The sequence below is a fragment of the Pseudomonas sp. LjRoot71 genome (assembly GCF_964253255.1).
Taxonomy (GTDB): Bacteria; Pseudomonadota; Gammaproteobacteria; order Pseudomonadales; family Pseudomonadaceae; genus Aquipseudomonas.
In genome coordinates this window covers 1,335,093-1,360,600 of sequence record NZ_CAXURA020000001.1, presented here as the reverse complement: position 1 = coordinate 1,360,600, position 25,508 = coordinate 1,335,093, and the positions used below count along the sequence as shown (strand labels likewise).

The window sequence follows — 25,508 nt, the reverse complement described above, 5'->3', positions numbered from 1 at the left end:
CCTAGATCCGGTAGGCCTTAGCCAATAGGCTGAAAAGTTCGTCCACGATGGCAACGGTCTTGTCCACATCGCTGACTGCCGGGAATATCGCTCCTGTTACTCTGTTGCGCAGGTCTCGTAGTGACTTTTCGCTCTCGCGCCAAGTTGGTAAGGCAATGAATGCTTCGCGGATTTTTCGGGTGATGTCTTCGGCATCAGCCAGTCCGGCATCTAGCAGTGTGCGATAGATAAAGAACGTGAGGCCATCAAACCCCTTTTCAGCCTGTACCTTCTTGCGAGATTCATTTTCCTCCAGCAGTTTGATGAGCTCTGCAAGGGCGTCCTGTGTGGTTGTCTGACGGTCCTCGAACTTCTCTTGCACGGCTTCAGCTCGGTCTGCCAGCCCCACCAGGAATGGATCGTCGGACTCATCCTCGGCTGCCTTTTCGATGCTCTTGACGAGGTTGATCACCTTAGTTTCATCGCCAGAGTGCTTGGCCTTGATCTGATCGATAGCGTGCTCATCCAGTTGTACCATTTCCCCTACGGGTGCTAGCGCCGTGGTGTCGATGTGCTGCTGAACTAGCGCATTGGTCTTGCGCTGGAATTCACGGTCGACATAAACCCGCTTGGCATAGGCGCGACTGACCACGGCATACATGGCTGAGAGACTGCTGTAGTCAGCAATGAAGGGGCGCAAGAAAGCATCTGGGCTGATGATCTCATAAAGCATTTCTAGCTCTTTGTACTCACGAAAGAAGGCTTTGCGCCGGTCCTTGTCGCGGAAGTGCTCAATCAGCCCATCGACATCCTTGTCGTTAAAATTGTGCTGCACCAGCGGTAAATAGGCTGCGGATGCACTACTCATCTTGCTCTGGAAGAGGGACTTCAGCAGGGCGATATCTTTCACGACCGCCGATACTTCGTCGCTATCGAATGCCAGCGCTTTCTCCAGCTTGTCGAAGATGCCCACAAAATCCAGAACGAAGCCGTGCGGCTTTACCATCTCCTCTGCTTCGTTTTCATAGGGGCGATTCACTCGCGCGATAGCCTGCAGCAAGGTGTGATCGCGCAGCGGCTTGTCGAGATACATCGCGTAAAGCAGTGGCGCGTCATAGCCGGTCAGTAGCTTTTCGGTAACGATCAATATCTTGGGTAGCGTGCCGAACTTGGCGAATTGCCGGCGCACTGCTTTTTCTTCCTCACTGGCGAGGTGGAATTGCTTGAGCCGTTCGCTGTCGTTGTTGCTGCCTGTGTAAACCACCTGCGACCAATCCGGCGGCAGCACCTTGTCTAATGCAGCCTTGTAGAGCGCGCAGGCCTCGCGATCGACTGCCACAAGAAAAGCCTTGTAGCCCAGCGGCTCAACGTTTTCGCGGTAATGCTCGGCCACATAGGCTGCGACCTTTTCAATGCGTGACTGCCCCTTGAGGAAGTTGCGCAGGTTGACCGCACGCTCAAGGATACGGTTCAGTTCATCGATGTCGGCAATGCCTTCGGCTTCCGCCAGCGCGAGGAACTCTTTCTCCATTACCTCTTTGGGCACCAGCAGTTCGTTGGGCGCCAGGGCATAAAAGAGCGGCAGGGTGGTGCGGTCCTCAATGCTTTCGCGGATTGAATACTTGTGTAGATAGCCCTGTTCGTCATCGATGCCGAAGGTCTTGAACGTGCCTTTGCCGTGTGCTGTGGCATCAATGGGTGTGCCGGTGAAGCCGATAAACGTAGCGTTTGGGATACCTGCCATCAGGTAGTTGCCGAGATCGCCCTGTGTAGTGCGGTGGGCCTCGTCGATCAGTACGTAGATATTGGTCCGAGCATTCAGGTCGGCCGGCATGTCACGGAATTTCTGGATCGTCGAGACGATGATGCCGCGATAGTCATCTTTGAGTAGCGCATTGAGTGTGTCGATGCTGGTGGCAGGCTGCACGTTGTGCAGACCCAGCGCCTCCAGATTGCGCACCATCTGATCTTCCAGTTCGTTGCGGTCGATGAGCAGCAGGATGGTTGGCTTTTCTGACTGCGCTGCTTTAAATAACATCTCGGCAGCTTTGATCATCGTGAAGGTTTTGCCGCTGCCTTGGGTATGCCATACCAGTCCCCGGCGCTTGACCGGATGGTGGGCGCGCTCCACCACTTTTTCTACGGCACCGGTCTGGTGCTGGCGCAGAATGAATTTCTGCAGTTCTGATTCCTTCTCGGCGAACAGGATGTAGTGCTGCAGAAAACCCAGCAGGTTCTGTCGGTCGCAAAACGACTTGATCTTGGCTTCGAGCTGCCCCAGTTCTTCGTGCTTCCAATTGAACAGATTGCGACGCACGACGTTCCAGGTCACGCCATAGACAAAGCCGATGGCTTCGGTGGCTGTGAACAATTGCGGGGGCACCATCATTTCCGGCGTCTCGCCGTGATAGCGGCGGATCTGATCAACTCCCAGTGCGATGGCCTCATCCTTAGTGGCGTTCTTGCACTCGATAATCAGAACTGGGATGCCGTTAATCAGGAACACCACGTCGGCACGGTTGCCATAGCGGCCGTTGTGCAAGTAGTACTCCTCAGTCACCTCGAAGCGATTGCTGGCCCAGTAACCAAATTCGATCAGCTTCAGGTCGAGCTCACGAGCCTCAGTCGGCTCGAAGAAGGTAGTTTGCCCTCGCAGTGCACGCAGAAAGTCGCGATTGCCTCGGATATTGGTCGGCAGGGCTGCAAGCTTGCGGGCCAACTCCTCCGCCGAGTCGGCAAAGCCTGTGTTCAGCTCCTTGACCTGCTTGAATAGCGTCTCAACGAAGAAGGGAGAGGCCCCTCTGGCTTGGTCCGCAGGCTTAGTCTGCGACTTGTCGAACCCGCGTCGCATTTCCGCTTCAGTGCGGGGCACAAAGGTCCACCCCATTGCCTGTGCATACTCAAGGATACGTGCCTGTACGGTCTTATGCTCAGTTGGGATGGCCATGCGGGCTCCGGGTTCGGATAAGTTCTGTTCAGCTTGCCACGCTATCAGTAGAGCTTGGCGAGATCAAAAATAAATTGATTATTTGAACCTTTGGTGCATAGTTCAGAGATATTTAATACCGTGGTGGGCGAAATGCTGGTCGAGTTCCGCGTCAAGAATTTCCGCAGCCTGCGCGACGAGCAGGTGCTTAGCCTCGTGGCGTCCACAGACAAGACGCTGCTGGATACTCATGCTCTCAGTACTGGGCTGAGGGCAGCTCCGCACTTGCTCAAGAGTGCAGTGGTGTATGGAGCCAATGCCAGCGGAAAGTCCAACCTCATCAAGGCTCTGCAGTACATGCGTGGTGTGGTGCTGGAGTCTGCAGCAGTCATCCAGCCAGGCCAGACCTACTCAGTTCAACCCTTCCGGCTGGACGTGGGCTCTGCCAGCCAACCTACTGAATTTGAGGTTACTTTCATCCTCAACGGCGTGCGTTATCAGTATGGCTTTGCCATGACCTCGCAGCGCATCGTCAGCGAGCAGCTACTGGTGTACAAAGCGTTCAAGCCACAGCGTTGGTTCGAGCGCCGATTTGATGCGGAAAGCGGCAAGGACGTATACGAATTCGGTCCCAGTCTTAAAGGGGCCAAGAGCTTGTGGGAAGGAGCCACCCGATCGAATGCTTTGTTCCTCTCCATGGCTGTTCAGCTCAATAGTGATGCGTTGCGTCCGGTGTTCGATTGGTTTGCTAATCGGCTCGTGATTTTCAATGAACAGTCCCCCCTGTCACCGCAATTTTCGGTGCAGATGCTCAAGCATGAAGCCAAACGGAAGGCTATCTGCGATTTTCTGCGTGCGGCTGACATCAGCATTGCCGAGATCGACGTGGCAACCAAGCAAGCCCTGGTTCACAACTTCCACTTCGATTTGGCCACTGGCAAGCGGGAGGAGGAGGCCAGTGAGCAAGCGATCGACGAAGTGAGGTTCCATCACGTTACCGAACAAGGCGAAGCGGTTTTCGATTTGATGGATGAATCCAGCGGTACACGCAATCTGTTGTTCCTGACTGGTCCCATCCTAGACATCCTCAACAAAGGGCTGACGTTGGTTGTTGATGAGTTGGACACCAGTCTGCATACACTGCTGGTGCAGGCATTGGTGCGCTTGTTCCACCAGGTCGAAGTCAATACAGGTGGCGCTCAGCTGATTTTCACCACGCACGACACCTCGCTGCTCGATGCCTACGGCCTCTTCCGGCGTGACCAGATCTGGTTTGTCGAGAAAGGGCCAGACCAAAGCTCATCGTTGTACCCATTGCTCGATTTCAGTCCGCGAAAAAATGAGGCGTTTGAGCGGGGGTATCTGCAAGGACGATACGGCGCGTTGCCTTTCTTACGGAATCAGTCGCTGGGGGTGAAGCACTGATGGGGCGCGATAACCAGCCTAAGGCCAGGCAACTCGCGCGCAAGGTACACAAAGAGTCTCGGCGTGCCTCTTATGCCCGGATTTTGATTGTGACCGAAGGCAGCAAGACCGAGCCGCTCTATTTGGAAGAGATCCGTGCCGTTTACCAGCTGCATTCAGCGAACGTGGAGGTTCAGCCTGGCCTGCTGGGTACCGCTCCCATTCAGGTGGTCCGTTATGCTCAGCAACTGTTTGAAGGCGGTGATTTGCACAAAGGCATCCGCCCTAGGAGCTTCGACCAGGTTTATGCCGTCTTCGACCGTGATGATCACCCAAGCTATTTTGATGCGTTGGCGCTTGCTGCATCGCTTGGTGGAAAGTTACGCAATGATTGCAATGAGCGCGTTCGATTCACAGCCATTGCGTCCATTCCCAGCTTCGAACTGTGGCTGCTGCTGCACTACGAGGATATTCATCACCCCATCCACCGCGATGAGGTGATGGCCCGTTTGAAGCAGCACATTCCCGGCTACGAGAAAGGCGCGGGTGGTGCATTTGCCACAAGCCGAGAGCGGCTGGAGGTGGCAACGCAGCGGGCGCAGGCATTGGCCGCGCAGTTCAATGCCTACACTGAGCCTGAGCCCTTCACCGCTCTGCACGAACTAGTCGCGCTGCTGACCACGCTGCGCGACTGAGGCCGATCAATCCAAGGGAGGCACGCCGAGTGTGTCCAGATCTAGATCGTTTACGCGAAGCTGGGCAGTCATCAGTTGGTGCAGTAGGGTTTTGAACAAATCCTCAAAGTGGCTGCGCTTGCGCTCGGCCAGGGCGAGCTTGTCATCCAAGGCCGAGAGGCTGGACACGATTTCGTCCTGCTCATCCGTGTCTTTGGGGTACGCGATCTGCACCGTTTTCAGAATGTCGGCGCTGAGGTTCTTCTGGTTGGCGCCGTGCCCAAGGTTGCGAATGTAGTCGTACTTGAACGAGAACAACTGATACAAGAAGCCTGTACGGACTTCTTCCTTTGGAAAGAAGGCCGCGCAGGCCTGGTTAGTCGCTGCATCGACACCCAGGATGCCCACCTTGCCCCGCGTGATGCCTTGGCCGTACATCGCCATCAGCAGGGTTCCCGCCGGGAAAATCTTGGCAGACGATCCATCCAGCCCTTCCTGTGTAATCTTTTCTTCAGTGTCATTGATGACGCAGTAATCTACCTCGCCGGTTTTTACCCAAGGTATCGTGCCGCCAATCCAGAACGACTCATTGCTACGTGATGGCGTGCCGCCCGACTTCAGCGTGGCAATTTCCCCAATGCGCTTCACCTCCCAACTCTTCGGTACCAGCCCGATTTCCGTGGGTTTCTGCGTCTCGCCGCGCAAGCCCTCGGTGAAGAGTTTGTGCATCAGGCTGCGCTTGAGTTCGCGGGTGGTGGCGATGATCGCCTGCTGCTGCTCGATGGCTCGCTGTACCGTGGCCAGCACGCGGGCGATTTTGCGTTGTTCATCGGGCGTTGGCATCGGGATAGGTGTTGATAGCAGAACCTCTTTGCCGAGACGCTGACGCCCGGTAGACCCCTCCATCTTTCCTGCCAGCGACGCTCGTAAGCCTGGATGCAGCAGAACCGAATACAGGTACTCGATCACCCCTTGGTCGGGAATGGCCTGTAAAGGAATGACCTCGGTTGTTCCGTAGGCGAACTTGGCCCCATCCAGTGCTGCAAAGGCCTGCTTGCCGTTTTCGAATGACGGTGTGATTTTCGCCAGCAACAGATCACCGTCTTCGCAATAGGTGCCTGACGAAATCTCGCTCCCTGGGCGCACCTCTGGTGGGTAGACGTCCCAGCCTGCAATCGGAACTGCATCCATCGGTATGAATGGAACCGACTCATAGTTGGCAGGGCTGAGTCCGCGTGGCTTTTCGGTCGTTTTGAAAGCCGTACGGATGGGGGTCAGCTTCCAACCGTCGGGCAACTGAGCATTGGCAAACATGCTCATACCCCCAACTTTGCCAACACTGCCATCAGTGCTTTCTCATTGATCACTGCTTCCTTCTCAAGCTCCCGCAAATCCTCAACGATTTCCGACAACGGCCGGTAGTCCTCGTCATCGGCTACATGGATGTAGCGCGAGGGCGAGATGTTGTAGTCGTTGCGGACGATCTCTGTCTTTTCGACGATTTTTGAGAAGCGTTCCTCTTCGCGCCAGGCGGCAAAGGTGTCGCCGATGCGGGCAATTTCCTCGTCGGGGATGTAGTTCTTTGGGTCACCCTTCTTGAACGAGCGGCTGGCGTTGAGCAGGAACAGCTTGTTCTTCTGCGCCTGCGGCTTGTTTTTGTGCAGGAAGACCACCACGCCCGGTGCGCTGGTGTTGTAGAACAGATTTTCCGGCAAGTAGAGCACGCCCTCGACCAGGTCGTGATCCACAAACCATTTACGCACCTCTTTTTCTTTGTTCCGGTTGGCATTGCCGCTGCCGCGCGAAACGGCGCCGGTATCCAGCACCACGGCAGCTCGTCCGGTGTCGTTCAACGAGTGCAGGATGTGCAGCATCCAGGCCCAGTCGGCGCTGGAGGATGGTACGGTGAGGATGCGCGGATTGCCGCGCTCGTCCTTGTGCCCGGGGTCGGAAAAACGCTCATAGGGGTCGTTGGCGAAGAAGTTCTCGCCCAGGTAGGGCAGGCTGTTGCTGTCCTGGTTCCACATGGGGTTGGCAATCACGCGGTCAAAACGTTTGAGCTGGCTGTGTTCGATGAATTTGGGCGACTTCATGGTGTCGCCAATCTCAATCTTGCCCTCCATGTCATGAATGATCATGTTCATGTTGGCCATGGCCCAGGTGGCGGGGGTGAACTCCTGGCCGTGTAGCTTGAGCGGGGCGTATTGCGTCTGCCCCGCCGCCTGCATGCGGCGGTCTAGTTCGATCTCACACTTCACCAGCAGGCCGCCGGAGCCGCAGGTGGGGTCGTACATCTCCATGCCCGGCGTGGGGGCCAAGATGCGAGCCATCACCAGCCCCACTTCGGCCGGGGTGTAGAACTCGCCCGCGCTTTGTCCCGATCCTTCGGCAAACTTGCGGATAAGATATTCGTAGCTACGGCCGATGATGTCGGGCTCGACATCATTCAGTCCCAGGCGCTTCTTGCTGATGCCTTCAATCAGGTTGGAGAGGCGGTCGTCATCGAGGTCACGCTGGCCGTGGGTGGTGGCATTGAAGTCGATGCGGTTGATGATGCCATCGAGCAGTGGGTTGAAGCGGGCAATGTCGGCAAGATAGCTAGTCAGCTGCTCGCCGATCTTGCTGGAGAGCTCGCGTATCACGCTCCACACTGGCTTGCTCAGATCTTTAGGCCGGAAGGGCAGGTAGAAGCGCACTTGCCGATCTTTCTGGTCTTTGTTGGCGTCTTTTTCGACAAACGCGAATGCGATTTCACGCGAGCCATAGCTCGCTGCCAACCGATCGATTTCATCGTCAAATACGTCGCACAGCCGCTTGGCAAATACCAAGGGCAGGATGAAGTCCTTGTACTTGGGGGCGTCCTGTGCACCACGGATCGAACAGGCAGCGTCCCAGATCCAGCTTTCTAGGCTTTTAGCGTCACTGGTACTTTGAGTAATGGTCATGGTGTTCCTATACAAGTCACGCACAACTGGCAGTAACAGAGGCCTCTGAGGAGAACGCTTGCTGCCAGGCAATAAAAGGCGATTGGAAGGTCCAAGTCTTCAGTCGGAGGCGTCTATGCGGCAGCTCCAACCGTCATTTGCGCGATAGTATCACCAGCCCGAATGACATGGCTGGCGCCAGCGTTGGAGCGGTAGAAACGAAGGCAAGAATTTAGTGCCATTCGTGAGCAAAAAAAGAGGGAGGCGCTGCTCCCTCTGTTGAATAGCTCAAAAGCAAGAATGGCCTGACTGGGCTGTGAGCGAATTTCGGCTGATATAACTGCCGCAATCACTGCGGCGATTGAATGCGAGGCATTGCTGGTTTGAATGCTGTCTTCAGTCGACAGAGAAGCCAGCACGCTAGCACCATCGCGATCAGTAAAGGCGGGAAACGCACCATAAGAACCACTAGCAGCAATATCGTCAGACAGCCGACAAGGATGCCGGCAAATATGAACACCGCTGCAACGGTGCGCATTAGCTGTTTCATACCGCCTCCTTACAGGTAGCCCTGTTCCGCCAAAGACACACAGCCTTCATTGCCCACCACGATATGGTCGAGTGTGCGCACGCCGACCAGATTGAGCGCGTCCTGCAGTTTCGTGGTGAGTGTGCGATCCGCCTGGCTGGGCTCGGGATCACCTGAGGGGTGGTTGTGCACCAGGATCAGGGCGGCGGCGTTGTGCTCCAAAGCGATCTTTACGACTTCCCGTGGGTAGACGCTGGCGCTGTCTAGGGTCCCTCGAAACACCTCCTCAAATGTGATTACCCGGTGCCTGCTATCGAGCATGAGCAGTGCGAACACCTCGTGCTCATAGCCAGCCAGCAGCGTCTGCAGGTGACTGAATACCTCCTTAGGCGACGTCAGGGCACGTCCCTTGCGCAGGCGCAGACTGGCCAGTTGCTTGGCCATCAGCAGGATGTCGTTTTCCGTCACCGGCGACTCGACCAGGTAGGTGCCGGTCGTGTCACTGGCTTTCAGCTTGTGTAGGCGCATGGCGGCCTCCTTGGGCTTGGTCTGTGGATGGGTTTTGACGAGCAGCCTGTGCATCGAGCTTTTCAGCCAGGCTGGGTTTGGTGGGGTGGAGTGAAACGGTGGGCGCTGCAGCAGGTGCTTCACCCTCGGGGTAGAACTCTTCCACGATGGCGCTAGCATCCTCCTCGCTGTCTTCGAAGGCTCCGTTGCCAAAGCCACGTCGTGCTGCCTCATCCAAAGCGGCTTGATCGAAGCCAGCAGCCTGACGCCGTGAGTCGAGTTCGCTGGCTGTCACCAGTGCTTCAGCCATGTCCATGCCGCTGCGTACCGTCAGATCGGCGTAGAAAATCGGCGTGCCATGACTCTGGCGAGTCGACTTACCTCGCAGGCGCAACTCCAGCGGCAGACAGGCCAGGCGGTTTCCAGAGATGGCCTGGAAGTAATGCAGACGAGCGGCCAGGGTGCGGATGCTGTTGAAGCCGGTGGTGCGGAACACGAAGCTGCCCAGCGGATCCTCATCACCAATGACCACATTCAGTCGGCCGTAGGGCTTACAGGCACCGCCTTTGGCCAGTGGGCAGGCATCCGGTGAAGGGCAGGGCAGCGACTGCATGCCGTCCTGGGTAACCCGCTTACAAGTCTCGCCATTGCCCACGCAGACGGGGCGTCCGGATTGCCGGTCGAACAGCGTGTAGTCGGCTCGGAAATTCAGCTCCGGTTCGTTGAACAGCAGGCGTACCGGAATGCTGCGCAGCTTGTCGTCCTTGCCCTGACGCAGCTCGTCATTGAGTGGGTGAAGTAGCCAGCCGTCCTTGCCTTGCACCTGGGAAGTGATGGTGAATTGGTCATCCTTCTCGGGCAGGCGCTTGCCGTTCTTCTCGATGACCTTACCGATGGAAATCCGCCCGAGTATCGGTGGAGTGATAGCCAGACCTTTGAGCATGGTAATTCTCCTGGAAATGAAAAAAGGCCAGCCACGCAGCGCGAACTGCATGGACTGGCCAAGGGGAGGGAAGGGATGAATGAGGTTGGTTTCAGCCGACCAGGAAGCGCCGTGCACCCGGCTTCAGCAGTGGGTACTTGGCCTGCAGGTGCGGCTTGTCCTTGAGCAGTTGAGCGACATCGAGGCCGATGCTGTCCTTGGCTTTGCGCCAACTGACGTAGCCATTGGAAAACTCCGCCCGACTGGCGTCGCCCATGGCCTGCTGCAGCATCTGCTTGAGCTCGGCCTCACGCTTTTCCTTGTCGGCAATCGACTGGCGAACGGTCTTCAGTTCAAGGAAGGCTGCGGCCAGTCCGGCATGGCTGCTGAAGTCGACGGTCAGGCCGTTGTCCTCCGGATAGAGGCAGCGCAGGGCCAACTCTGCTGAAGCCGTGCCATCAGCCGGTGGTGGCGTATCCGTTTCCACGTAGTGCCAGAACTTGCGCTCCAGCTCGATCAGGCGAGCAATCATCTGCTCGTCACGCTCGATACGGTGGATCTCCAGCGTCTGGCCACCGAGTAGCACGGCTACATCTGCAGCCTGCTTGCCGGTGACTGCGAGCTGGTGCATCACTTGAAGCTGGACATACTCGGGCACGCCCTCTTTCCAGAGGCGTGCCCCGTTTATGCCGGCTGTCTTGCATTCCAGGATCTGCACATCGTCGGCCCCGATCACCTCGCGGTCGATGTTGGCCAGCATCCAGGGCAACTCCGGATCAGGATGCTGCAGCACGGCGTTGATGCGGCGTACCTTAGTCTTCGTGCGCTTGCTGTAGTGCCAGGCCACGATAGGCTCCAACACGTTGCCCCAGTACATCGGGCTTTCCTCATCCTGAGGATCAGCTTTGGGCATGCCAGCATCGCGCCCGGTCTTTTCCATCCAGAGTTCCAGCTGCGACTTATAGGGGTTCAGACCGACCGCCGCCGCAGCGTCCGAACTGCCGATGCCTTGTTTGCGGATCTGCAGCCAATCCTCTCGGGGCAGCTCCTTGGTGCTGACCAAGCGCAGAGCCGGACGGGACTTGCTGGTGCTGCGATTCAATGAAGTAGCTTTCATAGCGTTCACCTTGCAGAAATGGAAACGCCCGACCTGCAACGAAGCGGGTCGGGCGTTATGGGGGGGGTAACAGGTCAGGCGACCAGTTGCAGAGCTGTATCCAGGGCGCGTTGCTTGATCTGGGCACCTTGGCCGAACCAGGCAGAGTCGAGGCGGTACTCCGTGCTGCGTGCCCGGCGCTCGTGATCGACGTACTCGGTCACTGCATTGAGCAAGCCCCAGGCTGTGCCGCGTGCCGAGTCCAGTTCGCTGCCGCGACCACGGCCTTCGTACAGCTCCTGCACTTTGCGCATAGCGCGCTCGTTCGGCAGCTGCTCCGGCAGAGCGCCGGTTGGGCTGGTCTCGCACATCACGTTCATAAAGAAGCCCAGCGCCTCATGCCACTGCACCTTGCGTTCAGCCAGGTGGCGCATGCGGTACATAAACTCATCCCATTGCGAGACGGCTATGCCGAGCTGCTTCTTCACCAGATCGCCGTCGAAGCGGGTGCTGTGCGGCACCTTGATCGCACGGCTGGTGCCGTCCAGGGCGATGGTCAGCGTGTTGTTGCAGACTACGCGGATAGTCGTGGGCGTTGCGGTGGTGGCCAGAGTGCCGTCACAGGAAGTGGCCAACAATAGGTAGCCATTCACCTGGTCGTTGCCCTTGAGCGCAGCGTTCTGCCCGGTACGTGCCAGCGCCCAGAACTTGCGGCCGCCCTTGAGCACCCCAGCGGTTTCCAGCTCGTAGCCAGACACTTCGGTCAGGTCTCGGTAGAACTCCAGAACATCCTTTGGCTGCACGGTGTGGTAGCGCTGCGAGACCACCGACAGCGGTGCCTTGGTGTCCGAACGGTAGAGCACCTTCTGTTCGGGGAAAGAATGTATCGCGCCCAGATGGCCGATGGCGTCCGACTTGAAGTGCACGGGGCTTTCCAGGATCTGCCAGTCCATACCGGCTTCGCGTTGCCAGACTTCGATGGGCTGTTTCTGCGGCAGGTTGTTGCCCAAGCCGTGCCACGGAGTAGCGCCAACGTAGGCCATTTGTTCGATTTGATGAGCCATGACGAGTTTCCTTTAGGTGCAGGCCGGCAAAAAGCGCTGCGCATGGCGCAGCACCGGCAATCAGTGATGGAGAAGGAAGAGGAGAGCGGTGGCCGGATCAGGTCGGCAGGTTGAAGCGATGACCGCAGATCAGGCAGAGGTTGTGGGCCAGGACGTGACGGTCGAGTGACTCGCCGAGCTGAGCGCCGAGCGCACAACCACCGACGCCTCCGACCAGGCCACCGAGAATGGCGCCGGATGCCGAGCCGAGTGTGATACCTACAGGGCCGGCAATTACGCCGAGTGCTGCGCCGGCCTTGCCGCCTGCCAGAGCAGCACTGATGCCGCGTGCGAGGCCGCCGACAGCGCCGATGGCCGCGCCGGTTTTCATGGCGTGATGGAACGAAGCGACTTTGGGGGAGTGACAGCGAGGGCACTGCAATGACATGGGGGGAACCTCTTTGGTGCGGATGTCATTGCAGTAATGTGTGGTTGAGATTTTTTTGAATCGAATGGCTGCTTTTCAGCAGCGCTAACTGAGTGCGAACTGGCTGGAGTCGGCCAAAAGCAGTCTTTGATTGGTGACCAAGCGGCCCTCGTGCGGGGGCAGTTATTAGGCCCAAAGGTCTCTAGGAAAGCCGGGGCTATTGATAGGGCCGGTTCACCTCTAGCATTGTGGTCAGGTGGTACTGATGAAGTCAGGTGGTGAGTCCACTCATGATCAACAGCGATGCACTCGGCCCTGCGAAAATTACATCGAGATTAGTGCCGGCTCAGTTAGCCGCGTGCTCAGAAAGCCCAGCTGGATCAATTACTCGAATATGCCGAAAACCGATCTTAATCAGTCCCGCCTTTTCCAGTTGTTTTAGCAGCCCGTTGATAGTCTGGCGGGAAGAACCAAGTATGGAGGCTAAATCCGCCTGAGAAACATTCAAAATAACTTCCTCAGAGCCTGTTGCCGGTGGTTGCAGCAACAACAGTTCTGCTAAACCTGTACGCAGCCGTTGCAGCGGCACGATCATCTGGCCATCGGCAAAGTGCCGCATAAAAGCGGCATAGCGCTTGGCAATAAAAAGTGTAATTGCCTTGCAATAGAGAGGTTCCTCTTCAAGGATTCGCTCGAATTGCTGCAGAGGCAGCATTAGTAATTGCACATTGGTATCGGCGATCACAGCCACATCGGCCTTTTCGCCTGTAATCAGGGCGAGGAAGTTGAACCAAAATCCTCTCTCGCCAATCATATAAAGCTTCTCCTCACCCTCGAATAGCAGCCGCGAAACCCGCACGCGCCCCTCAAGCACTACTGAGGCTGCAGTCGGTCGGCTGCCTTGGGCAGTGATCACCTGCCCTTTGCGATAGTGGCGCAATACGGAAGACTGGATGATTTTGTCTTGCACTTCCCCCGGCAAGCTTGCGAACCAGTCATCTGCCTCGCGCAGGCGGTAGATTGTCTGATGGGCTGCGTCATCTATGTTTTGCATTTGGAAACCTTGGAAACATCGATGTTGGGTCTTAACCACATTCGACAGTTTCCCAAGATATGGGATGCAGGGGAAGCCGAATTAACGGCTCGCAGCTAACAGCGGCACCACCCTATCCCGGTGCAGCAGCAGCAGGGCTAAAGACAGCAAGTAGTGCAGCCATTGGATGCCAGATAGCGGTCCGAGCATCTCTTCACCGGTTGCACCGGCCGCTAGACTAACGATGAACACTAGCGCCGCCCCGAGTGGCATTACCCGCCGCGTCACTAAGGCTGTGGCACAGATTAACAAGACAGAGCCAAGAGGCACCAGCATGCGCCAGGTGTCAAATCCCGACACGCTAATCACCACCCCGAAGCTCCCAACCAAGAGCGCGAAGCGCCCTGCGGCCGTGATGCGCTGAGCAACAGAGTCATCTGGCCAGCGCAGTGCAATGACCAGCAGCGGGAAACCTGCGCTGGCGGCAACCAGGCCGGTAAAGCGATGTGGGCCGGCGAACAACTCACCATACTGGTAATGCAGTGTACCAATCGCTGCCGCCAGGCCGATCAGGCCGCAACCAATGGCTAGAGCAGGGCGCTGGCGCAGCTGGACAAAGGCAATGGAAAAGGCAACCACAGCCAAGATCAAGTCGGAAATGGCATCGGCATTCATTGGGAAGTCCACAAAGCAGCAGGTTTGAAGGAAGTGCGGCTGAGCCATGCAGCGCTGCCTAGCATTACAACCAATAACATCAGCTTGAGTGCGATGGGCATACTAAAACCGAACCAGTCAGGTAGAGCAGCAAAGGCAATGCCCAGTCCTATGACACGGCACTGCTCAAAACGCCGTGCATTGGCACGTCCTTCCAATAGTGACGTGAGAGAGATTGCCGAAATGGCAAAGCCAGCGGCGTAGAGTGCCAGTAAGGTCTTCGGCAAGGTGTTGAGTAGCGTCAGAAAATGCATGAGGAACAACATTGCAAGCACCTGATGCACTACCGCATAGCGTTTGACCGCATCGGGTGTACACGGATCGTAATACTTAAACTGCGACGGCTCGTAAGGCTCGCTCGCCTCATCGTGCCAGCCACCAGGTGGTGCCAGCCAGACGCCAAGTTTAGCCCGCCAGCCCGGGGTGGCTTTGGATTTCTGCCAGAGCTCAATGTAGTAATGCATGTTGCCCCAGAATGGGTTAAGGCTCTGCAACGGTGTGCGCACGCCGTAGATGACCTTCTCGTCCTTGCGCTCCTCGGCGAAGGTACCGAATAGGCGATCCCAGAGAATCAGAATGCCCCCGTAGTTTGTGTCCATGCAGTAGTCATTTTGCCCATGATGGACGCGATGGTTTGAGGGTGTGACGAAGATGCGATCAAGCCAGCCCAAACGACCAATTACCTCGGTATGCACCCAGTACTGGTAAAGCAAGTCGATCAGCAACACCCCGGCAAACACGCTGGGCGGCACACCGGCCACTGCCATCGGTAGATAGAATATCCAGCCCAGAAGTGCGCTCGTCGAGGACTGGCGTAAGGCTGTTGCCAGGTTGAAGTACTCGGAAGAGTGATGCGCTACGTGCCCGGCCCACAGCAAGCCAATTTCATGGTTCATACGGTGATGCCAGTAGTAGAAAAAGTCGTAGGCCACAAGGGCTCCGACCCATACCCACAGGCTATCGCTAGGCAAGGTCGTGGCGCGGTAGGCTTCGAATACCAGAGTGTAAACGCCCAGTTTCGCCAACTTGGTGAACGCCCCAACCACCTGGCTCAATAGACCATATTGGTAGCTGCTGATGGCATCAGGTATGGAATACGCCGCTAGCCCGCGGCGGTGCGCCAGCCATGCTTCCAGCAAGGTGGTGGTTAAAAAAATCGGTATGGCAAACACGATCAGATTCATTGCGCGCGATCCTTTTCTCTCGACTCAAGAAAGTTGAGCGGCTGATGGCTTTCAGCGACTCAGCGACCAGGCAAGTTAGCACTCTTGACTGTGCCCACTTGTCGGCTCGGCGACAGGTTCTGCACGGCAATAGTGGCAACCTAGCTGACCACTCGTGCCGGGGCTCAGTGCTCAGTGCAGCCCTGGTGTAGTCCACTTCAAGGAGAATAAGCGTGAGTAAAGTAGTCGCAATTAGCGGTGGATTCGGTTGTCTAGGTATAGCGGTAGGCGAGGCGTTCGCGGCCAATGGTTGGCGGGTGGCCCTGATTGATCAGGCCAGCGTGCCGCGACCCCTGGCCGACACGGCGCGCTCTGAAAAACTGCTTATCGGCGCGGTCGATCTAACCGATCTGCACATGGCAAATTGTGCAATGCAGCAGGTGCAGCAGCATTTTCAAGGATTAGATGCGCTCATCAACGTGGCGGGTGGTTTTCGCTGGGAGACCATCGAGGGCGGCGATCTTGCGACCTGGGATTTGATGTATCAAATGAACGTGCGCACTGCCGCAACGGCTAGCATGGCCGCGCTGACACACCTGAAGAAAGCCGAAGCCGGGCGCATTATCAACATTGCAGCCGGAGCGGCCAGTAAGGCCAGCCTAGGCATGGGGGCCTATGCTGCAGCAAAGTCCGGGGTGATGCGCCTTACGGAGGCGTTGGCCGAAGAGTTGAAAGATCAGCGCATCACGGTCAATGCGATCATGCCATCGATCATCGATACCCCGCAGAACCGCCTCGATATGCCTGATGCGGATGCCACCCGCTGGGTTACGCCAGAGCAGGTCGCTAATGTGATCGTATTTTTAGCCTCTCAGGAGGCTAGTGCAATCACAGGTGCAGCTATCGCTGTAAATGGGCGGTGCTAATTTATTAGGCCGGCTGTCGACATAGCAGAGTGGCTGCCTAGAGCCGTTCTTCTCACCCAGGGTTCGCCCGATCCTAATGATCCTAATGATCCTAATGATCCTAATGATCCTAATGCGGCATGCGTGGCCTATGCGTGGGGAACTGCCTGTTGTTACCGGCTGCTTTGGGCTTGCTGTGGGTCACTTCTTGCTCGTGCAGAACTTGGCCCATTCCGCCATCAGTGCACTGCGCTTCTCCAGAAGGTCGGAGCGCGAATAGGCCGCCTCGGTCTGGTCGCGTTCATCATGGGCAAGCGCAAGCTCACAAACCTCTCTCGGGTAGTTGGTGCATTCGGGTGAAAGCGCCAGCCGATGTTTTCGTAATCAGCGACGTCTCTTTCCATTCAGCCTAAGTCCTTTTTCCAGCTGTCCAGCATGTCCGCCCATCTCTGCATCATCATGGCTCGATCACTCAAATACTCGGCATGGTTGTAGGTGCGGCGGACAGCGTTTTGCTCGGTATGGGCGAGCTGTCTTTCGATCCAGTCTGCTGAATAGCCCATCTCATTGAGTCTGGTGCTGCCCGTTGTCCTCGTGGCATGCGGGCTGTATTTACCTCCCCAGCCAAGGGTGTTGAGCATCTGGCGGAATGAGGCCGCAACCATTGGGCGGGTGCGTACGTCGCGGTGAGGAAATACGTGGGTGTATTTTCCTGTGATGGAATGCAGGCCTCGCAGTATTTCGACTGCCTGTCGCGGCAGTGGCACCGTGTGCTCTTTGCGCTTTTTCATCCGCTCGGCGGGAATGCGCCAAAGCGCCTTCTCCAGGTCAAATTCTGCCCACTGAGCCTCTACAGCTTCATTGGGGCGGCACAGAGTCAGCCACATGAGCTGGAAAGCGCAGAGGGTCTCATGGCGTCCGCCGTGAGATTCGACATCGCGTAACAGTTGGCCAATTTCTTCGGTGGAGAGAGGGCGTTTGTGCTGAGTCTTGTTGGCTGGCAGGGCTTTTCGAACGGGGTGTACCGGGTCGGTGCTGGCTCGCAACGTGGAAATTGCCAGTTCGAAAACTCCGGACATGCTCCGCTTGGCCTCTGCGGCAACAGATGGGCCATTATCTTGAGCGGCTGCTCTGAGCACTTCAAGAATGTGCATGGGGGTGATGGCTTTGATCGGCAGTTCACCGATTTTGGGAAATACGACGCGTTCAAGCATGTTGAGTCGTCTGGACTTGGTGATCTCCTCCCAGTCCTTCAGTGAAAGCCACTCTTTGGCGACGGCTTCAAACGTAATGGCCTTCTCGTGGTCGCGCTTCACCCGCTCCTGTTGCCGGTGGTGCGCGGGATTGATGCCCTGTATGACTAGGGCACGGGCTTTCACGCGCTCATCGCGTGCCTCTGCAAGAGTGAAGCGGCGCCCTTTGCGGCGCTCTTCGGCGTGCTCGGGTGATTCCCCTTTGGGCGCGATTACATAGTCCCCAATCGCGAACACGCTTTCCTTCCTGCTAGTTCCGTCGTTCAGCTCGAACCGATAGCGCCATGCCTTAACCCCGTTAGGCTTCACCTCAAGGTAAAGGCCATTGCCATCTGTGAGCTTGTAGGGCTTTTCCTTGGGCTTGGCGGTACGGCACTCGGTATCGGTAAGCGGCATGGCTGCTCAATCCTGGTATACCCGGTTATATGGGGAGGTGAATTTTTCGATACCCGGTAGCGTACCCGGTAAATATGCGGATCGTATAGATTCTTTTCGGACCTTTTCGGAAAAGAAAAACCCCTTAAGGCTTTATTCCTCAAGGGGTTTCGTATCCGGTAAGATCCGGTGAAATCCTAATTTCTGTTTAGACGTTGAAGCGGAAGTGCATCACGTCGCCATCCTTGACGATGTATTCCTTGCCTTCCAGGCGCCATTTGCCGGCCTCCTTGGCGCCAGCCTCGCCCTTGTACTGGATAAAGTCGTCATAGCTGATGACTTCGGCGCGGATAAAGCCTTTTTCGAAGTCGGTGTGGATCACGGCGGCGGCCTGCGGGGCGGTGGCGCCGATGCGCACGGTCCAGGCGCGTACTTCCTTGACCCCGGCGGTGAAGTAGGTCTGCAGGTTGAGCAGCTGGTAGCCGGCGCGGATCACGCGGTTGAGGCCCGGCTCGGTCATGCCCATGGTTTCCAGGAACATCTGCATTTCTTCCAGATCGTCCAGTTCGGCGATCTCGGCTTCGATCTTGTTGCACACCGGCACCACGATGGCGCCTTCTTCTTCGGCAATAGCGCGCACCACGTCGAGGTGCGGGTTGTTGTCGAAGCCGTCCTCGGCGACGTTGGCGATATACATCACCGGCTTGGTGGTGAGCAGGTGGAAGGTCTTGGCCAGGCGCTTGTCGTCGTCACCCAGGTTCTTCAGCAGGCTGCGTGCGGGCTTGCCTTCGGTGAAGTGGGGGATGAGCTTTTCCAGCAGGGCCTTCTGGGCCACGGCTTCCTTGTCGCCGCCCTTGGCGCTGCGGGTGACGCGCTGCAGTTGCTTCTCGCAGCTGTCGAGGTCGGCCATGATCAGTTCCAGGTCGATGATCTCGATATCGCGCTTGGGGTCGACGCTGTTGGCGACGTGGATGACGTTTTCGTCTTCGAAGCAGCGCACCACGTGGGCGATGGCGTCGGTCTCGCGGATATTGGCGAGGAACTTGTTGCCCAGGCCTTCACCCTCGGCGGCGCCCATCAAGCCAATGCGCAGCGGCTGACCGGCAGCCGGACAAACGCTGCGCACTACGCTGAGCAGGGCCATCACATGCAGCTGCTCCAGCAGCCTGTCGGGACGCCCGAAGCGCTCGTCCCAGCTGATGACCACCTGCTCCCGTGTGACGCTGACCTGGGCCCAGTCGCAGCCATAAAACCATTGATCCAGCAGCAGGTAGGTCTCGAAAAACTCGCTCAGAGTGCGGGTGTTGACCAGCAGGTAGCCCAGCGGTCCGACATGCTGCAGGCGCACATGCCGACCGATGTCGAGTCCGCGCGCGGGGCCAGGGGCCAAGGCAATCGCCGCATGCACTTGCGCCTCCCACTGTTCGAGTGAGAGCGCCACCCCACGCGGGGCGGCGGAAGGGCGAGACAGACCAAGGCTGGCCAACCAATCGTTGAGAATGGCACCAAAGGCGCAGGGCACTACGATCAAGCGAGCAACCTCAAATGAACGCGCACGTTACCTCACCCAGCCCGCCGATACGGAAGCTCAGGCGGTCGCCGCGCGCCAGTTCCAGCATCGGCGCCTGGGCGCCGGTGAGCAGCACATCGCCAGCACGCAGCGGCTGGCCCAGGCTGGCCCGCTTGCGCGCCAGCCACAGGGCCGTGGCCAGGCAGTCGGACAGGGACAACTCGATAGCGGAGTGCACCGACTCGCCATTGCGTTGCAACTCGGCACTCAGCGTCTGCCCCGCCAGCTGCGCCAGCGGCACCACCTGTTCGCCCAGCACATAGAGCCCGGACGACAGGTTGTCGGCAACCGCGTCGAGCAGGGTCAGTTTCCAGCCCTCGAAGGCCGAGTCATTGATCTCCAGCGCCGGTACCACTCCGGCTATGCCGGTCAGCAGCTGCTCCAGCTCGATCTCACCTGCCGGCAGATCCTGCCCCAGCACCACAGCCAGCTCGATCTCCGCCCGGGGCTGCAGCAGCCGTTCCCAGGCGATGCTCTCGCCCGAGCGGCAGGCGGTATCGGCGAACAGCCAGCCATACACCGGTTCCTCGACCTTGAGCGCGGCGCGCAGGGTCGCCGAGGTGAGCCCGGCCTTGGCGCCGCTCAGGTGCCGGCCCTGTTCCAGGGCCTGACGCATGCCCACGGCCTGCACCTGATAGGCGTCGTCCAGACCTTTCAGGGCGAAGCGCTCGCTGACCAGCGGGCCGGGCTGGCGCCGACTGCGCGCCTCGGCCAGATGGTCGGCGGCGGCCTGCAGATATTCACTGACACCCAATGCTTGGCTCATCGGCTGGGCACCTCGCCGACCACGGTGGTCCGGAACATCTCGCGGCGCATGCCGTGGTAGTCGGAAATCGGCAGGTGCCAGGTGCTGCGGTTGTCCCAGATGGCCAGGGTGCCCTGGCGCCAGCGCATGCGGCAGGTGAAGGCCGGCGATGTGGCCAGGCTGAACAGGTAGTCGAGCAGCGGCTTGGACTCTTCCGAGCGCAGCCCCTCGATGCCCACGGTGTAACCCGGGTTGACGAACAGCACCTTCTTGCCGGTTTCCGGATGGCGGGTCACCAGCGGATGGCTGCGGGTGTCCGCGGAAGTATCGTTGCCGAAGTTGATCGCCATGTTCTCCAGCAGCGCATTGTGGTTGGCGCCAACGCCGTAGGCGCGCTCGGGACTGTGGATTGCGTTGAGGTTTTCCAGCAGCGCCTGCATGCCCGGCGACAGCCACTCGTAGGCCAGCGCCATGTTGGCGTAGCAGGTGTCCCCGCCAAAGGGCGGGATGTCGTGGCCATAGAGCAGGGTGAAGGCCGGCGGACGCTCCTGGAAGGTCCAGTCGGTATGCCAGGCACCGCCGAACACGAAGGGCGCCTTCTCGTCAGCTTCCTTGACTACCTGCACCACGTGCGGGTGCTCGGCCATGGTCTTCACATAGGGCTCACGGCCGAACTCGCCGAACTGCTGGGTGACCCGTTCCAGATCGGCGGGGCTCAGCTCCTGCTCGCGGATGAAGACCACCTTGTGCGCTAGCAGGGCCTGGCGCAGCTCGGCATAGCCCTCCTCGCTCAGGCTCTTCAGGTCGAGCCCCTCGACATCCGCGCCGATGGCGCCGGTGGTCGGGGTGACCTGGATATGGCGATAGTCGGCCGCACGGTTGTGGCTGGGCAGGGCGTAGATGAATTCGTTCATGGCAGGGACTCAGGCTGTTGGACGTGGCAGCAGAATGCGACGCGAGCGGCTGAACGATCTATGATAATTACCGCCAAAAATTGTTAACTACTGCCAAACAAGAGGCCTGCGATGAACTGGCGCCAGAGCCGCCCGCTGACCGGCGTGCGCTACCTGCTCGAAGTCGCCCGCGCTCAGGGCGTGGGCCCAGCAACCTGCCTGCTCGGCAGCGCCATCGCCACGGATGCGCTGCAACAATCCAATGCGCAGATCGAGGCCTGGCAGGAGCTGGCGGTGATCCGCAACCTGCTGGAACACGCTGGCCGCCCCGGCCTGGGTTTTGTCGCAGGCAAGCACTACCACCTGACCTCGCTCGGACTGCTGGGCTTCACCATGCTGGCCAGCCGCACGCTCGACGAGGCCTTCGCCGCCTTCCAGCGCTATCAGCTGCTCGCCCTCACTCTCTGCCCGGCCCGCATCGAAACCGACAAGCGCGGCACTTGGTTGCTTTTCGATGCCAGCGTACTGCCACAGGACGCCCGGCGCTTCGTGATCGAGCGCGGCCTAGCCGGTTGCCTGAGCGTGACGGCCGAACTGCTTCAGCGCCCGGCCGTGCCCCTGGCGGTAGAAATGACGGCCGCGGCTCCGGGCGACCTGGAAGCCCTGCAACGTGACTTCCCCTACCCGGTGCGCTTCGGTGCGCCGCGCGACGGCATCCTGTTCAGCAACGCCGAACTGCACCTCAACCTGCCGCAGGCGCATATCAGCGCCCAGCTTGAAGGCGAACAATTGTGCGAGCGCCTGTGCAACGAGATTTCCCATGATCTGGTCGCCCCGCCGACGGCCCGTCTGGTGCAGCAGGTAGTGATCCGCGACTCGGCCAGCCTGCTCACCAGCCGCACCGTGGCCCAGCACCTGGGGCTGTCCGAACGCACCCTGCACCGCCGCCTGGCCGCCGAGGGGCACTCCTTCCAGCAGCTCAACGAACAGATCAAGCGCCGCCTGGCCGAACGCCTGCTGCTCGACTCACGCCTGGATCTGGGCAGCATCGCCCAACGCCTAGGCTATGCCGATGGCGCCAGTTTCTCGCGCGCCTTCAGCCGCTGGAATAAGTGCTCGCCTGGTTATTGGCGTAACCGAACCAGCTGCTTGGTAGTAAATGATGGAAGTAGTGATGGCAGTGAAACTTAAACACCTCCATCGTGGGATTCAGGAGCCCCTCTGACCCTTCCCAGCTTTACGTGGGTAGTCGGTAGCGAACTAGGGGGCCTCGCTCCCCGAAGTCCTTTCATCTAAGCCTGTTGGGGGCGACTTTCTTGTGATAGCGCAGCGCCTCATTTCTCACTTTGGCAACCGTGTGAGAATCGCCCCGGTTTTTGATACCCCCAACCCTCAAAGAGGGTCCGCTAACCCCATGCATGAGCGCCCGCTATTGGCCGGTTTCTGTCTGTTGTTACCGGCTGCTTTGGGCTTGCTGTGGGTCACTTCTTGCTCGTGCAGAACTTGGCCCATTCCGCCATCAGTGCCCTGCGCTTCTCCAGAAGGTCGGAGCGCGAATAGGCCGCCTCGGTCTGGTCGCGTTCATCATGGGCAAGCGCAAGCTCGCATACCTCTCGCGGGTAGTTGGTGCATTCGTTTGCCCAGTCCCGGAAGGTCGATCGAAAGCCATGTCTCGTGATGTCTGCATACCCCAGCTTGTGCAGCAGGTTGCGTATGGCGTTGCCATGCATGACACCATTCTTCCCTTGCCCAGGGAAAAGATATGTTGAATGAGTCGTATTCATGATATTCAGCATCTCGACTACCGGGGGTGATAGAGGAATGACGAAAGGTTTTCGCATCTTCATGCGCTCAGCCGGCAGTGCCCAAGTGCCAGTTTCGAGGTCAAACTCAGACCATTGAGCATGTTGGATCATGTGGTAACGAGCACCGGTCAGAATCAGCAACCTGGTTGCGATGGCGTCACGTGTATCGATGTTGGCCAGGGTGGATATCAGCTTCGGAGTGTCTTTCCACTGCAGTGCTGGGAAGTGCTGGCGCTGCCTGGCCTTCTTCTTCTCTGCCTTGCTCAGCAAGTTGTCCAAGTGCCCGCGCCAGCGGGCAGGATTGTCTCCCTCGCGTAAACGCCGAGTCTTGGCTGCATCCAGTATTTGCTCGATCTGGCCCCTGATTTCATCAGCAGTCCGTGTCTTGGTTACCCAGATGGGTTGCAATGCAGCAAGCACATGCTCGGTGCTGATGATGTCGGCCGACAACTTGCCCATGGTCGGGAAGGCGTAGAGCTCCAGTTTGCGCAGCCAGCCTTTCCGCCACTTCTCAGACCAACTGCTGCCGTGTGCTTGTTGGTATTCGCGAGCGAGATCTTCGAACGTCGTGCGACGTGCTGCAGCCTGGCGTTCGGCTTCGCGCTTGGCTTCCTTTGCTGCATCGCGGGTTGCCAGTGGGTCGCTTCCGGAAGCTAGAAGCTTGCGTTGATCGGCGGCCAACTGCCGGGCTTGGCTGAGTGTGACGGTTGGGAAGGGGCCTAGCCCCATTTCGCGGCTGCGGCCATCCAGCTTGTAGCGGAAGATCCAGCTGGTGCCGCCGCTCTTGGATACCTGGAAGTACAGGCCATCGCCATCATTGGTTTTTCCTGGCGTTGCAGCCTTGGCTATCGACTCCACGGTCTTGCTGGTCAGCTTGCCCATTACTCGCTCCTACTCCAACCCACACCCCTCGACCCACACTTTGACCCACACCTTGGTCGCGGATTTTATGGATGGTTACTGGATGTCTTAGGACGAATGCTAAGCTGCAGGGCCCGTATTTGCTAGTGCTGTAGGATCTTGTCGGATTTCTTCGGGCAATAAAAAAGCCGGCTTGTGGCCGGCTTTTAGGGGGTAGTCCCGACTTATTTTTGGTAAGCCGCGACCGCCTTGAGAATCAGACCGCGGGCTTCTTCAGCGCCGCCCCAGCCTTCAACCTTGACCCATTTGCCTTTCTCGAGATCCTTGTAGTTCTCGAAGAAGTGCTTGATCTGCTCGATCAGCAGGGCCGGCAGGTCGGTGTATTCCTGAATGTCCTTGTACAGCACGGTGAGTTTGTCGTGCGGTACGGCAACCAGCTTGGCGTCGCCGCCGGCTTCGTCGCTCATGTGCAGCACGCCAACCGGACGGGCGCGGATGACCGAGCCTGGTGCTACCGGGTATGGCGTCACGACCAGCACGTCGAGCGGATCACCGTCGTCAGCCAGGGTGTGCGGGATAAAACCGTAGTTGGCCGGGTAGAACATCGGGGTGGCCATGAAGCGGTCGACCATCAGGCAGTCGGTGTCGTGGTCGATTTCGTATTTGATCGGCGCGTGGTTGGCCGGGATCTCGATGGCGACGTAGATGTCGTTCGGCAGGTCTTTGCCAGCCGGGATCTTGCTGTAGCTCATGGGGCGACTCCCGAGGGGTGGGCCAAAAAAGTGGCGCGATTATAGGCATATTCCCCAGGCGTTGCTACGCCGGGATACCTAGCCATTGGTCGCGAACTCACTGTCTTCGGTTCTGACCTGATAGTCCGGGTTGCTCGCTTGCAACTGCTGCAGACGGGCCAGTGGGTCCTGGCGGTAGAACAGTGCCAGCTGTGCGTACACCGCCGGGAAGGCTGCGGCGAGCAGGTCCGGGGCGCTGAAAAAGTATTCGCTGGTGACGGCGAAGAATTCTGCCGGGTTTTCCGCCGCATAAGGGTCGATGGCGGTGTCGGCCTCGGGGTTGGCATCCAGCTCGGCGTTCATCTGGTCAAAGGCGCTCTGCATGGCCCTGGCCCAGTCCTGAATGGCCATGTTGCCGTGCAGGGGTGGCAAGCCGTTGGCGTCGCCGTTGAGCATGTCCAGCTTGTGCGCCAGTTCGTGGATCACCAGGTTGTAACCGTCCCACTGGCCGCTGGCTACTACTCCCGGCCAGGCGAGGATCACCGGGCCTTGCTGCCAGGCCTCACCGCTGTGTTCGGCGTCCCATTCGTGCACCACGCCGCTGGCGTCGCGGTGGCGCTGCGGGCTGACGAAATCATCCGGATACAGGACGATTTCATGGAAGCCCTGATACCAGTTGAGGTCGGCCAGGTGCAGCAGTGGCAGCTCGGCCTGCACCGCCAGCAGCAGGCGTGCATGGCTGTCCAATTCGACGCCGGGCAGGGCGCTGAGATGTTTGTGATGGAGAAACAGCACGGCGCGTTCACGTAGGCGCTGCTGTTCGTCTTCATTCAAGCCGTCGAGGATCGGGAGCTGCTGCAGCACGGCCTGCCATTGCGCAGGGCTGATGGGGTGACGGGCAAGGATGCGCTGGCGACGCCAGGCACGGAGCGACCACATGGACTCGGCTCGAACGCTAGGGAGCGCCCACCTTAAGCTGGGGTGATGCGCTGGGCAAGTCGGCACAAAGGCTGCAATGACCTGGGGGTA

At 58.5% G+C, this 25,508-nt stretch carries 22 protein-coding genes and 3 pseudogenes; 4 read left to right on the top strand and 21 right to left on the bottom strand.

Going from position 1 to position 25,508, the window contains the following annotated elements; translation table 11 throughout:
- Window position 1: 1 nt before the first annotated feature.
- Window positions 2–2,926: a type I restriction endonuclease subunit R gene (locus ACSQ17_RS06445; RefSeq protein WP_143978922.1), complete on the bottom strand. Its 2,925-nt coding sequence runs from the start codon at window positions 2,924–2,926 to the stop codon at window positions 2–4.
- A gap of 132 nt (window positions 2,927–3,058) precedes the next feature.
- Between ACSQ17_RS06445 and ACSQ17_RS06440 the strand changes: the two genes are divergently transcribed.
- Both ACSQ17_RS06440 and ACSQ17_RS06435 read left to right on the top strand, forming a co-directional pair.
- Complete coding sequence (locus ACSQ17_RS06440) at window positions 3,059–4,330, top strand: AAA family ATPase (protein ID WP_143978923.1); 1,272 nt, start codon at window positions 3,059–3,061, stop codon at window positions 4,328–4,330.
- Entirely contained in the window at window positions 4,330–5,004 is a 675-nt protein-coding gene (locus ACSQ17_RS06435; RefSeq protein WP_143978924.1) for an RloB family protein, read from the top strand. The genes ACSQ17_RS06440 and ACSQ17_RS06435 overlap by 1 nt, the downstream gene beginning before the upstream one ends.
- Before the next feature lie 6 nt (window positions 5,005–5,010).
- Here the strand turns inward: ACSQ17_RS06435 and ACSQ17_RS06430 are convergent, their stop codons facing one another.
- The 11 genes from ACSQ17_RS06430 to ACSQ17_RS06380 all read right to left on the bottom strand — a co-directional run bounded on the left by ACSQ17_RS06430 (window position 5,011) and on the right by ACSQ17_RS06380 (window position 15,362).
- Window positions 5,011–6,303 carry a restriction endonuclease subunit S gene (locus ACSQ17_RS06430; protein WP_143978925.1) on the bottom strand — a complete coding sequence of 431 codons (1,293 nt, stop codon included), beginning with the start codon at window positions 6,301–6,303 and terminating at the stop codon, window positions 5,011–5,013.
- The gene (locus tag ACSQ17_RS06425; RefSeq protein ID WP_143978926.1) at window positions 6,300–7,928 is read right to left on the bottom strand and encodes a type I restriction-modification system subunit M; all 1,629 of its coding nucleotides are present in this window, start codon (window positions 7,926–7,928) and stop codon (window positions 6,300–6,302) included. Before ACSQ17_RS06425 ends, ACSQ17_RS06430 begins: the two co-directional genes overlap by 4 nt.
- A 328-nt stretch (window positions 7,929–8,256) precedes the next feature.
- On the bottom strand, window positions 8,257–8,457 hold the full coding sequence (locus ACSQ17_RS06420; protein WP_143978927.1) for a hypothetical protein: 201 nt from the start codon (window positions 8,455–8,457) through the stop codon (window positions 8,257–8,259).
- Between the two features lie 9 nt (window positions 8,458–8,466).
- The gene (gene radC, locus ACSQ17_RS06415) at window positions 8,467–8,964 is read right to left on the bottom strand and encodes a RadC family protein (RefSeq protein WP_143978928.1); all 498 of its coding nucleotides are present in this window, start codon (window positions 8,962–8,964) and stop codon (window positions 8,467–8,469) included.
- Complete coding sequence (locus ACSQ17_RS06410) at window positions 8,936–9,886, bottom strand: recombination directionality factor (RefSeq protein ID WP_143978929.1); 951 nt, start codon at window positions 9,884–9,886, stop codon at window positions 8,936–8,938. The genes radC and ACSQ17_RS06410 overlap by 29 nt, the downstream gene beginning before the upstream one ends.
- Before the next feature lie 91 nt (window positions 9,887–9,977).
- Window positions 9,978–10,982: a YqaJ viral recombinase family protein gene (locus tag ACSQ17_RS06405; protein WP_092377790.1), complete on the bottom strand. Its 1,005-nt coding sequence runs from the start codon at window positions 10,980–10,982 to the stop codon at window positions 9,978–9,980.
- Window positions 10,983–11,056: 74 nt separating this feature from the next.
- Window positions 11,057–12,025: a DUF932 domain-containing protein gene (locus tag ACSQ17_RS06400; protein ID WP_092377787.1), complete on the bottom strand. Its 969-nt coding sequence runs from the start codon at window positions 12,023–12,025 to the stop codon at window positions 11,057–11,059.
- 97 nt (window positions 12,026–12,122) lie between these two features.
- Window positions 12,123–12,452, bottom strand: a complete 330-nt coding sequence (locus ACSQ17_RS06395) for a hypothetical protein (RefSeq protein ID WP_042855647.1) — start codon at window positions 12,450–12,452, stop codon at window positions 12,123–12,125.
- Between the two features lie 325 nt (window positions 12,453–12,777).
- Entirely contained in the window at window positions 12,778–13,485 is a 708-nt protein-coding gene (locus tag ACSQ17_RS06390; RefSeq protein WP_003090707.1) for a Crp/Fnr family transcriptional regulator, read from the bottom strand.
- Between the two features lie 81 nt (window positions 13,486–13,566).
- Window positions 13,567–14,139 (bottom strand): hypothetical protein, encoded by a 573-nt coding sequence (locus tag ACSQ17_RS06385; RefSeq protein ID WP_021219115.1) that lies wholly within the window; start codon window positions 14,137–14,139, stop codon window positions 13,567–13,569.
- A complete protein-coding gene (locus tag ACSQ17_RS06380) occupies window positions 14,136–15,362 on the bottom strand; it encodes a sterol desaturase family protein (RefSeq protein WP_436068049.1) in 1,227 nt (408 codons plus the stop codon). The genes ACSQ17_RS06385 and ACSQ17_RS06380 overlap by 4 nt, the downstream gene beginning before the upstream one ends.
- 212 nt (window positions 15,363–15,574) lie before the next feature.
- Between ACSQ17_RS06380 and ACSQ17_RS06375 the strand changes: the two genes are divergently transcribed.
- A complete protein-coding gene (locus ACSQ17_RS06375) occupies window positions 15,575–16,267 on the top strand; it encodes an SDR family NAD(P)-dependent oxidoreductase (protein WP_021219117.1) in 693 nt (230 codons plus the stop codon).
- A gap of 180 nt (window positions 16,268–16,447) precedes the next feature.
- Here ACSQ17_RS06375 and ACSQ17_RS06370 read toward each other — a convergent pair.
- From ACSQ17_RS06370 to ACSQ17_RS06345, 6 genes and pseudogenes are all read right to left on the bottom strand, one after another.
- Window positions 16,448–16,600 (bottom strand): annotated as a pseudogene (locus ACSQ17_RS06370) (integrase); the annotation flags it as partial.
- 50 nt (window positions 16,601–16,650) lie between these two features.
- Complete coding sequence (locus tag ACSQ17_RS06365) at window positions 16,651–17,895, bottom strand: tyrosine-type recombinase/integrase (protein ID WP_042855650.1); 1,245 nt, start codon at window positions 17,893–17,895, stop codon at window positions 16,651–16,653.
- Between the two features lie 187 nt (window positions 17,896–18,082).
- A pseudogene (gene ychF / locus ACSQ17_RS06360) lies at window positions 18,083–18,949 on the bottom strand (redox-regulated ATPase YchF); the annotation flags it as partial.
- Window positions 18,950–19,396 (bottom strand): annotated as a pseudogene (locus tag ACSQ17_RS06355) (AraC family transcriptional regulator ligand-binding domain-containing protein); the annotation flags it as partial.
- 19 nt (window positions 19,397–19,415) lie between these two features.
- The gene (locus tag ACSQ17_RS06350) at window positions 19,416–20,210 is read right to left on the bottom strand and encodes a 2-keto-4-pentenoate hydratase (protein ID WP_092377778.1); all 795 of its coding nucleotides are present in this window, start codon (window positions 20,208–20,210) and stop codon (window positions 19,416–19,418) included.
- Window positions 20,207–21,103 (bottom strand): TauD/TfdA dioxygenase family protein, encoded by an 897-nt coding sequence (locus ACSQ17_RS06345; RefSeq protein WP_092377775.1) that lies wholly within the window; start codon window positions 21,101–21,103, stop codon window positions 20,207–20,209. Before ACSQ17_RS06345 ends, ACSQ17_RS06350 begins: the two co-directional genes overlap by 4 nt.
- Before the next feature lie 111 nt (window positions 21,104–21,214).
- Between ACSQ17_RS06345 and ACSQ17_RS06340 the strand changes: the two genes are divergently transcribed.
- Entirely contained in the window at window positions 21,215–22,273 is a 1,059-nt protein-coding gene (locus tag ACSQ17_RS06340) for an AraC family transcriptional regulator (RefSeq protein ID WP_092377772.1), read from the top strand.
- A gap of 290 nt (window positions 22,274–22,563) precedes the next feature.
- Here the strand turns inward: ACSQ17_RS06340 and ACSQ17_RS06335 are convergent, their stop codons facing one another.
- From ACSQ17_RS06335 to ACSQ17_RS06325, 3 genes are all read right to left on the bottom strand, one after another.
- Window positions 22,564–23,769, bottom strand: coding sequence for a tyrosine-type recombinase/integrase (locus ACSQ17_RS06335; protein ID WP_092377768.1), 1,206 nt, complete (start codon window positions 23,767–23,769; stop codon window positions 22,564–22,566).
- Window positions 23,770–23,972: 203 nt separating this feature from the next.
- On the bottom strand, window positions 23,973–24,500 hold the full coding sequence (ppa, locus tag ACSQ17_RS06330) for an inorganic diphosphatase (RefSeq protein ID WP_436068048.1): 528 nt from the start codon (window positions 24,498–24,500) through the stop codon (window positions 23,973–23,975).
- Window positions 24,501–24,578: 78 nt separating this feature from the next.
- Complete coding sequence (locus tag ACSQ17_RS06325) at window positions 24,579–25,418, bottom strand: zinc-dependent peptidase (protein ID WP_436068047.1); 840 nt, start codon at window positions 25,416–25,418, stop codon at window positions 24,579–24,581.
- Window positions 25,419–25,508 lie beyond the last annotated feature (90 nt).

Excerpts from the sequence above, each read along its gene's own strand:
- ACSQ17_RS06440 (WP_143978923.1), top strand. The coding sequence starts at position 3,059 with ATGCTGGTCGAGTTCCGCGTCAAGAATTTCCGCAGCCTGCGCGACGAG.
- ACSQ17_RS06410 (WP_143978929.1), bottom strand. The coding sequence starts at position 9,886 with ATGCTCAAAGGTCTGGCTATCACTCCACCGATACTCGGGCGGATTTCC.
- ACSQ17_RS06405 (WP_092377790.1), bottom strand. The coding sequence starts at position 10,982 with ATGAAAGCTACTTCATTGAATCGCAGCACCAGCAAGTCCCGTCCGGCT.
- ACSQ17_RS06350 (WP_092377778.1), bottom strand. The coding sequence starts at position 20,210 with ATGAGCCAAGCATTGGGTGTCAGTGAATATCTGCAGGCCGCCGCCGAC.
- ppa (WP_436068048.1), bottom strand. The coding sequence starts at position 24,500 with ATGAGCTACAGCAAGATCCCGGCTGGCAAAGACCTGCCGAACGACATC.
- ACSQ17_RS06400 (WP_092377787.1), bottom strand. The coding sequence starts at position 12,025 with ATGGCTCATCAAATCGAACAAATGGCCTACGTTGGCGCTACTCCGTGG.
- radC (WP_143978928.1), bottom strand. The coding sequence starts at position 8,964 with ATGCGCCTACACAAGCTGAAAGCCAGTGACACGACCGGCACCTACCTG.
- ACSQ17_RS06435 (WP_143978924.1), top strand. The coding sequence starts at position 4,330 with ATGGGGCGCGATAACCAGCCTAAGGCCAGGCAACTCGCGCGCAAGGTA.
- ACSQ17_RS06385 (WP_021219115.1), bottom strand. The coding sequence starts at position 14,139 with ATGAATGCCGATGCCATTTCCGACTTGATCTTGGCTGTGGTTGCCTTT.
- ACSQ17_RS06335 (WP_092377768.1), bottom strand. The coding sequence starts at position 23,769 with ATGGGCAAGCTGACCAGCAAGACCGTGGAGTCGATAGCCAAGGCTGCA.
- ACSQ17_RS06420 (WP_143978927.1), bottom strand. The coding sequence starts at position 8,457 with ATGAAACAGCTAATGCGCACCGTTGCAGCGGTGTTCATATTTGCCGGC.
- ACSQ17_RS06395 (WP_042855647.1), bottom strand. The coding sequence starts at position 12,452 with ATGTCATTGCAGTGCCCTCGCTGTCACTCCCCCAAAGTCGCTTCGTTC.
- ACSQ17_RS06340 (WP_092377772.1), top strand. The coding sequence starts at position 21,215 with ATGAACTGGCGCCAGAGCCGCCCGCTGACCGGCGTGCGCTACCTGCTC.
- ACSQ17_RS06425 (WP_143978926.1), bottom strand. The coding sequence starts at position 7,928 with ATGACCATTACTCAAAGTACCAGTGACGCTAAAAGCCTAGAAAGCTGG.
- ACSQ17_RS06380 (WP_436068049.1), bottom strand. The coding sequence starts at position 15,362 with ATGAATCTGATCGTGTTTGCCATACCGATTTTTTTAACCACCACCTTG.
- ACSQ17_RS06390 (WP_003090707.1), bottom strand. The coding sequence starts at position 13,485 with ATGCAAAACATAGATGACGCAGCCCATCAGACAATCTACCGCCTGCGC.
- ACSQ17_RS06345 (WP_092377775.1), bottom strand. The coding sequence starts at position 21,103 with ATGAACGAATTCATCTACGCCCTGCCCAGCCACAACCGTGCGGCCGAC.
- ACSQ17_RS06325 (WP_436068047.1), bottom strand. The coding sequence starts at position 25,418 with ATGTGGTCGCTCCGTGCCTGGCGTCGCCAGCGCATCCTTGCCCGTCAC.
- ACSQ17_RS06445 (WP_143978922.1), bottom strand. The coding sequence starts at position 2,926 with ATGGCCATCCCAACTGAGCATAAGACCGTACAGGCACGTATCCTTGAG.
- ACSQ17_RS06430 (WP_143978925.1), bottom strand. The coding sequence starts at position 6,303 with ATGAGCATGTTTGCCAATGCTCAGTTGCCCGACGGTTGGAAGCTGACC.
- ACSQ17_RS06365 (WP_042855650.1), bottom strand. The coding sequence starts at position 17,895 with ATGCCGCTTACCGATACCGAGTGCCGTACCGCCAAGCCCAAGGAAAAG.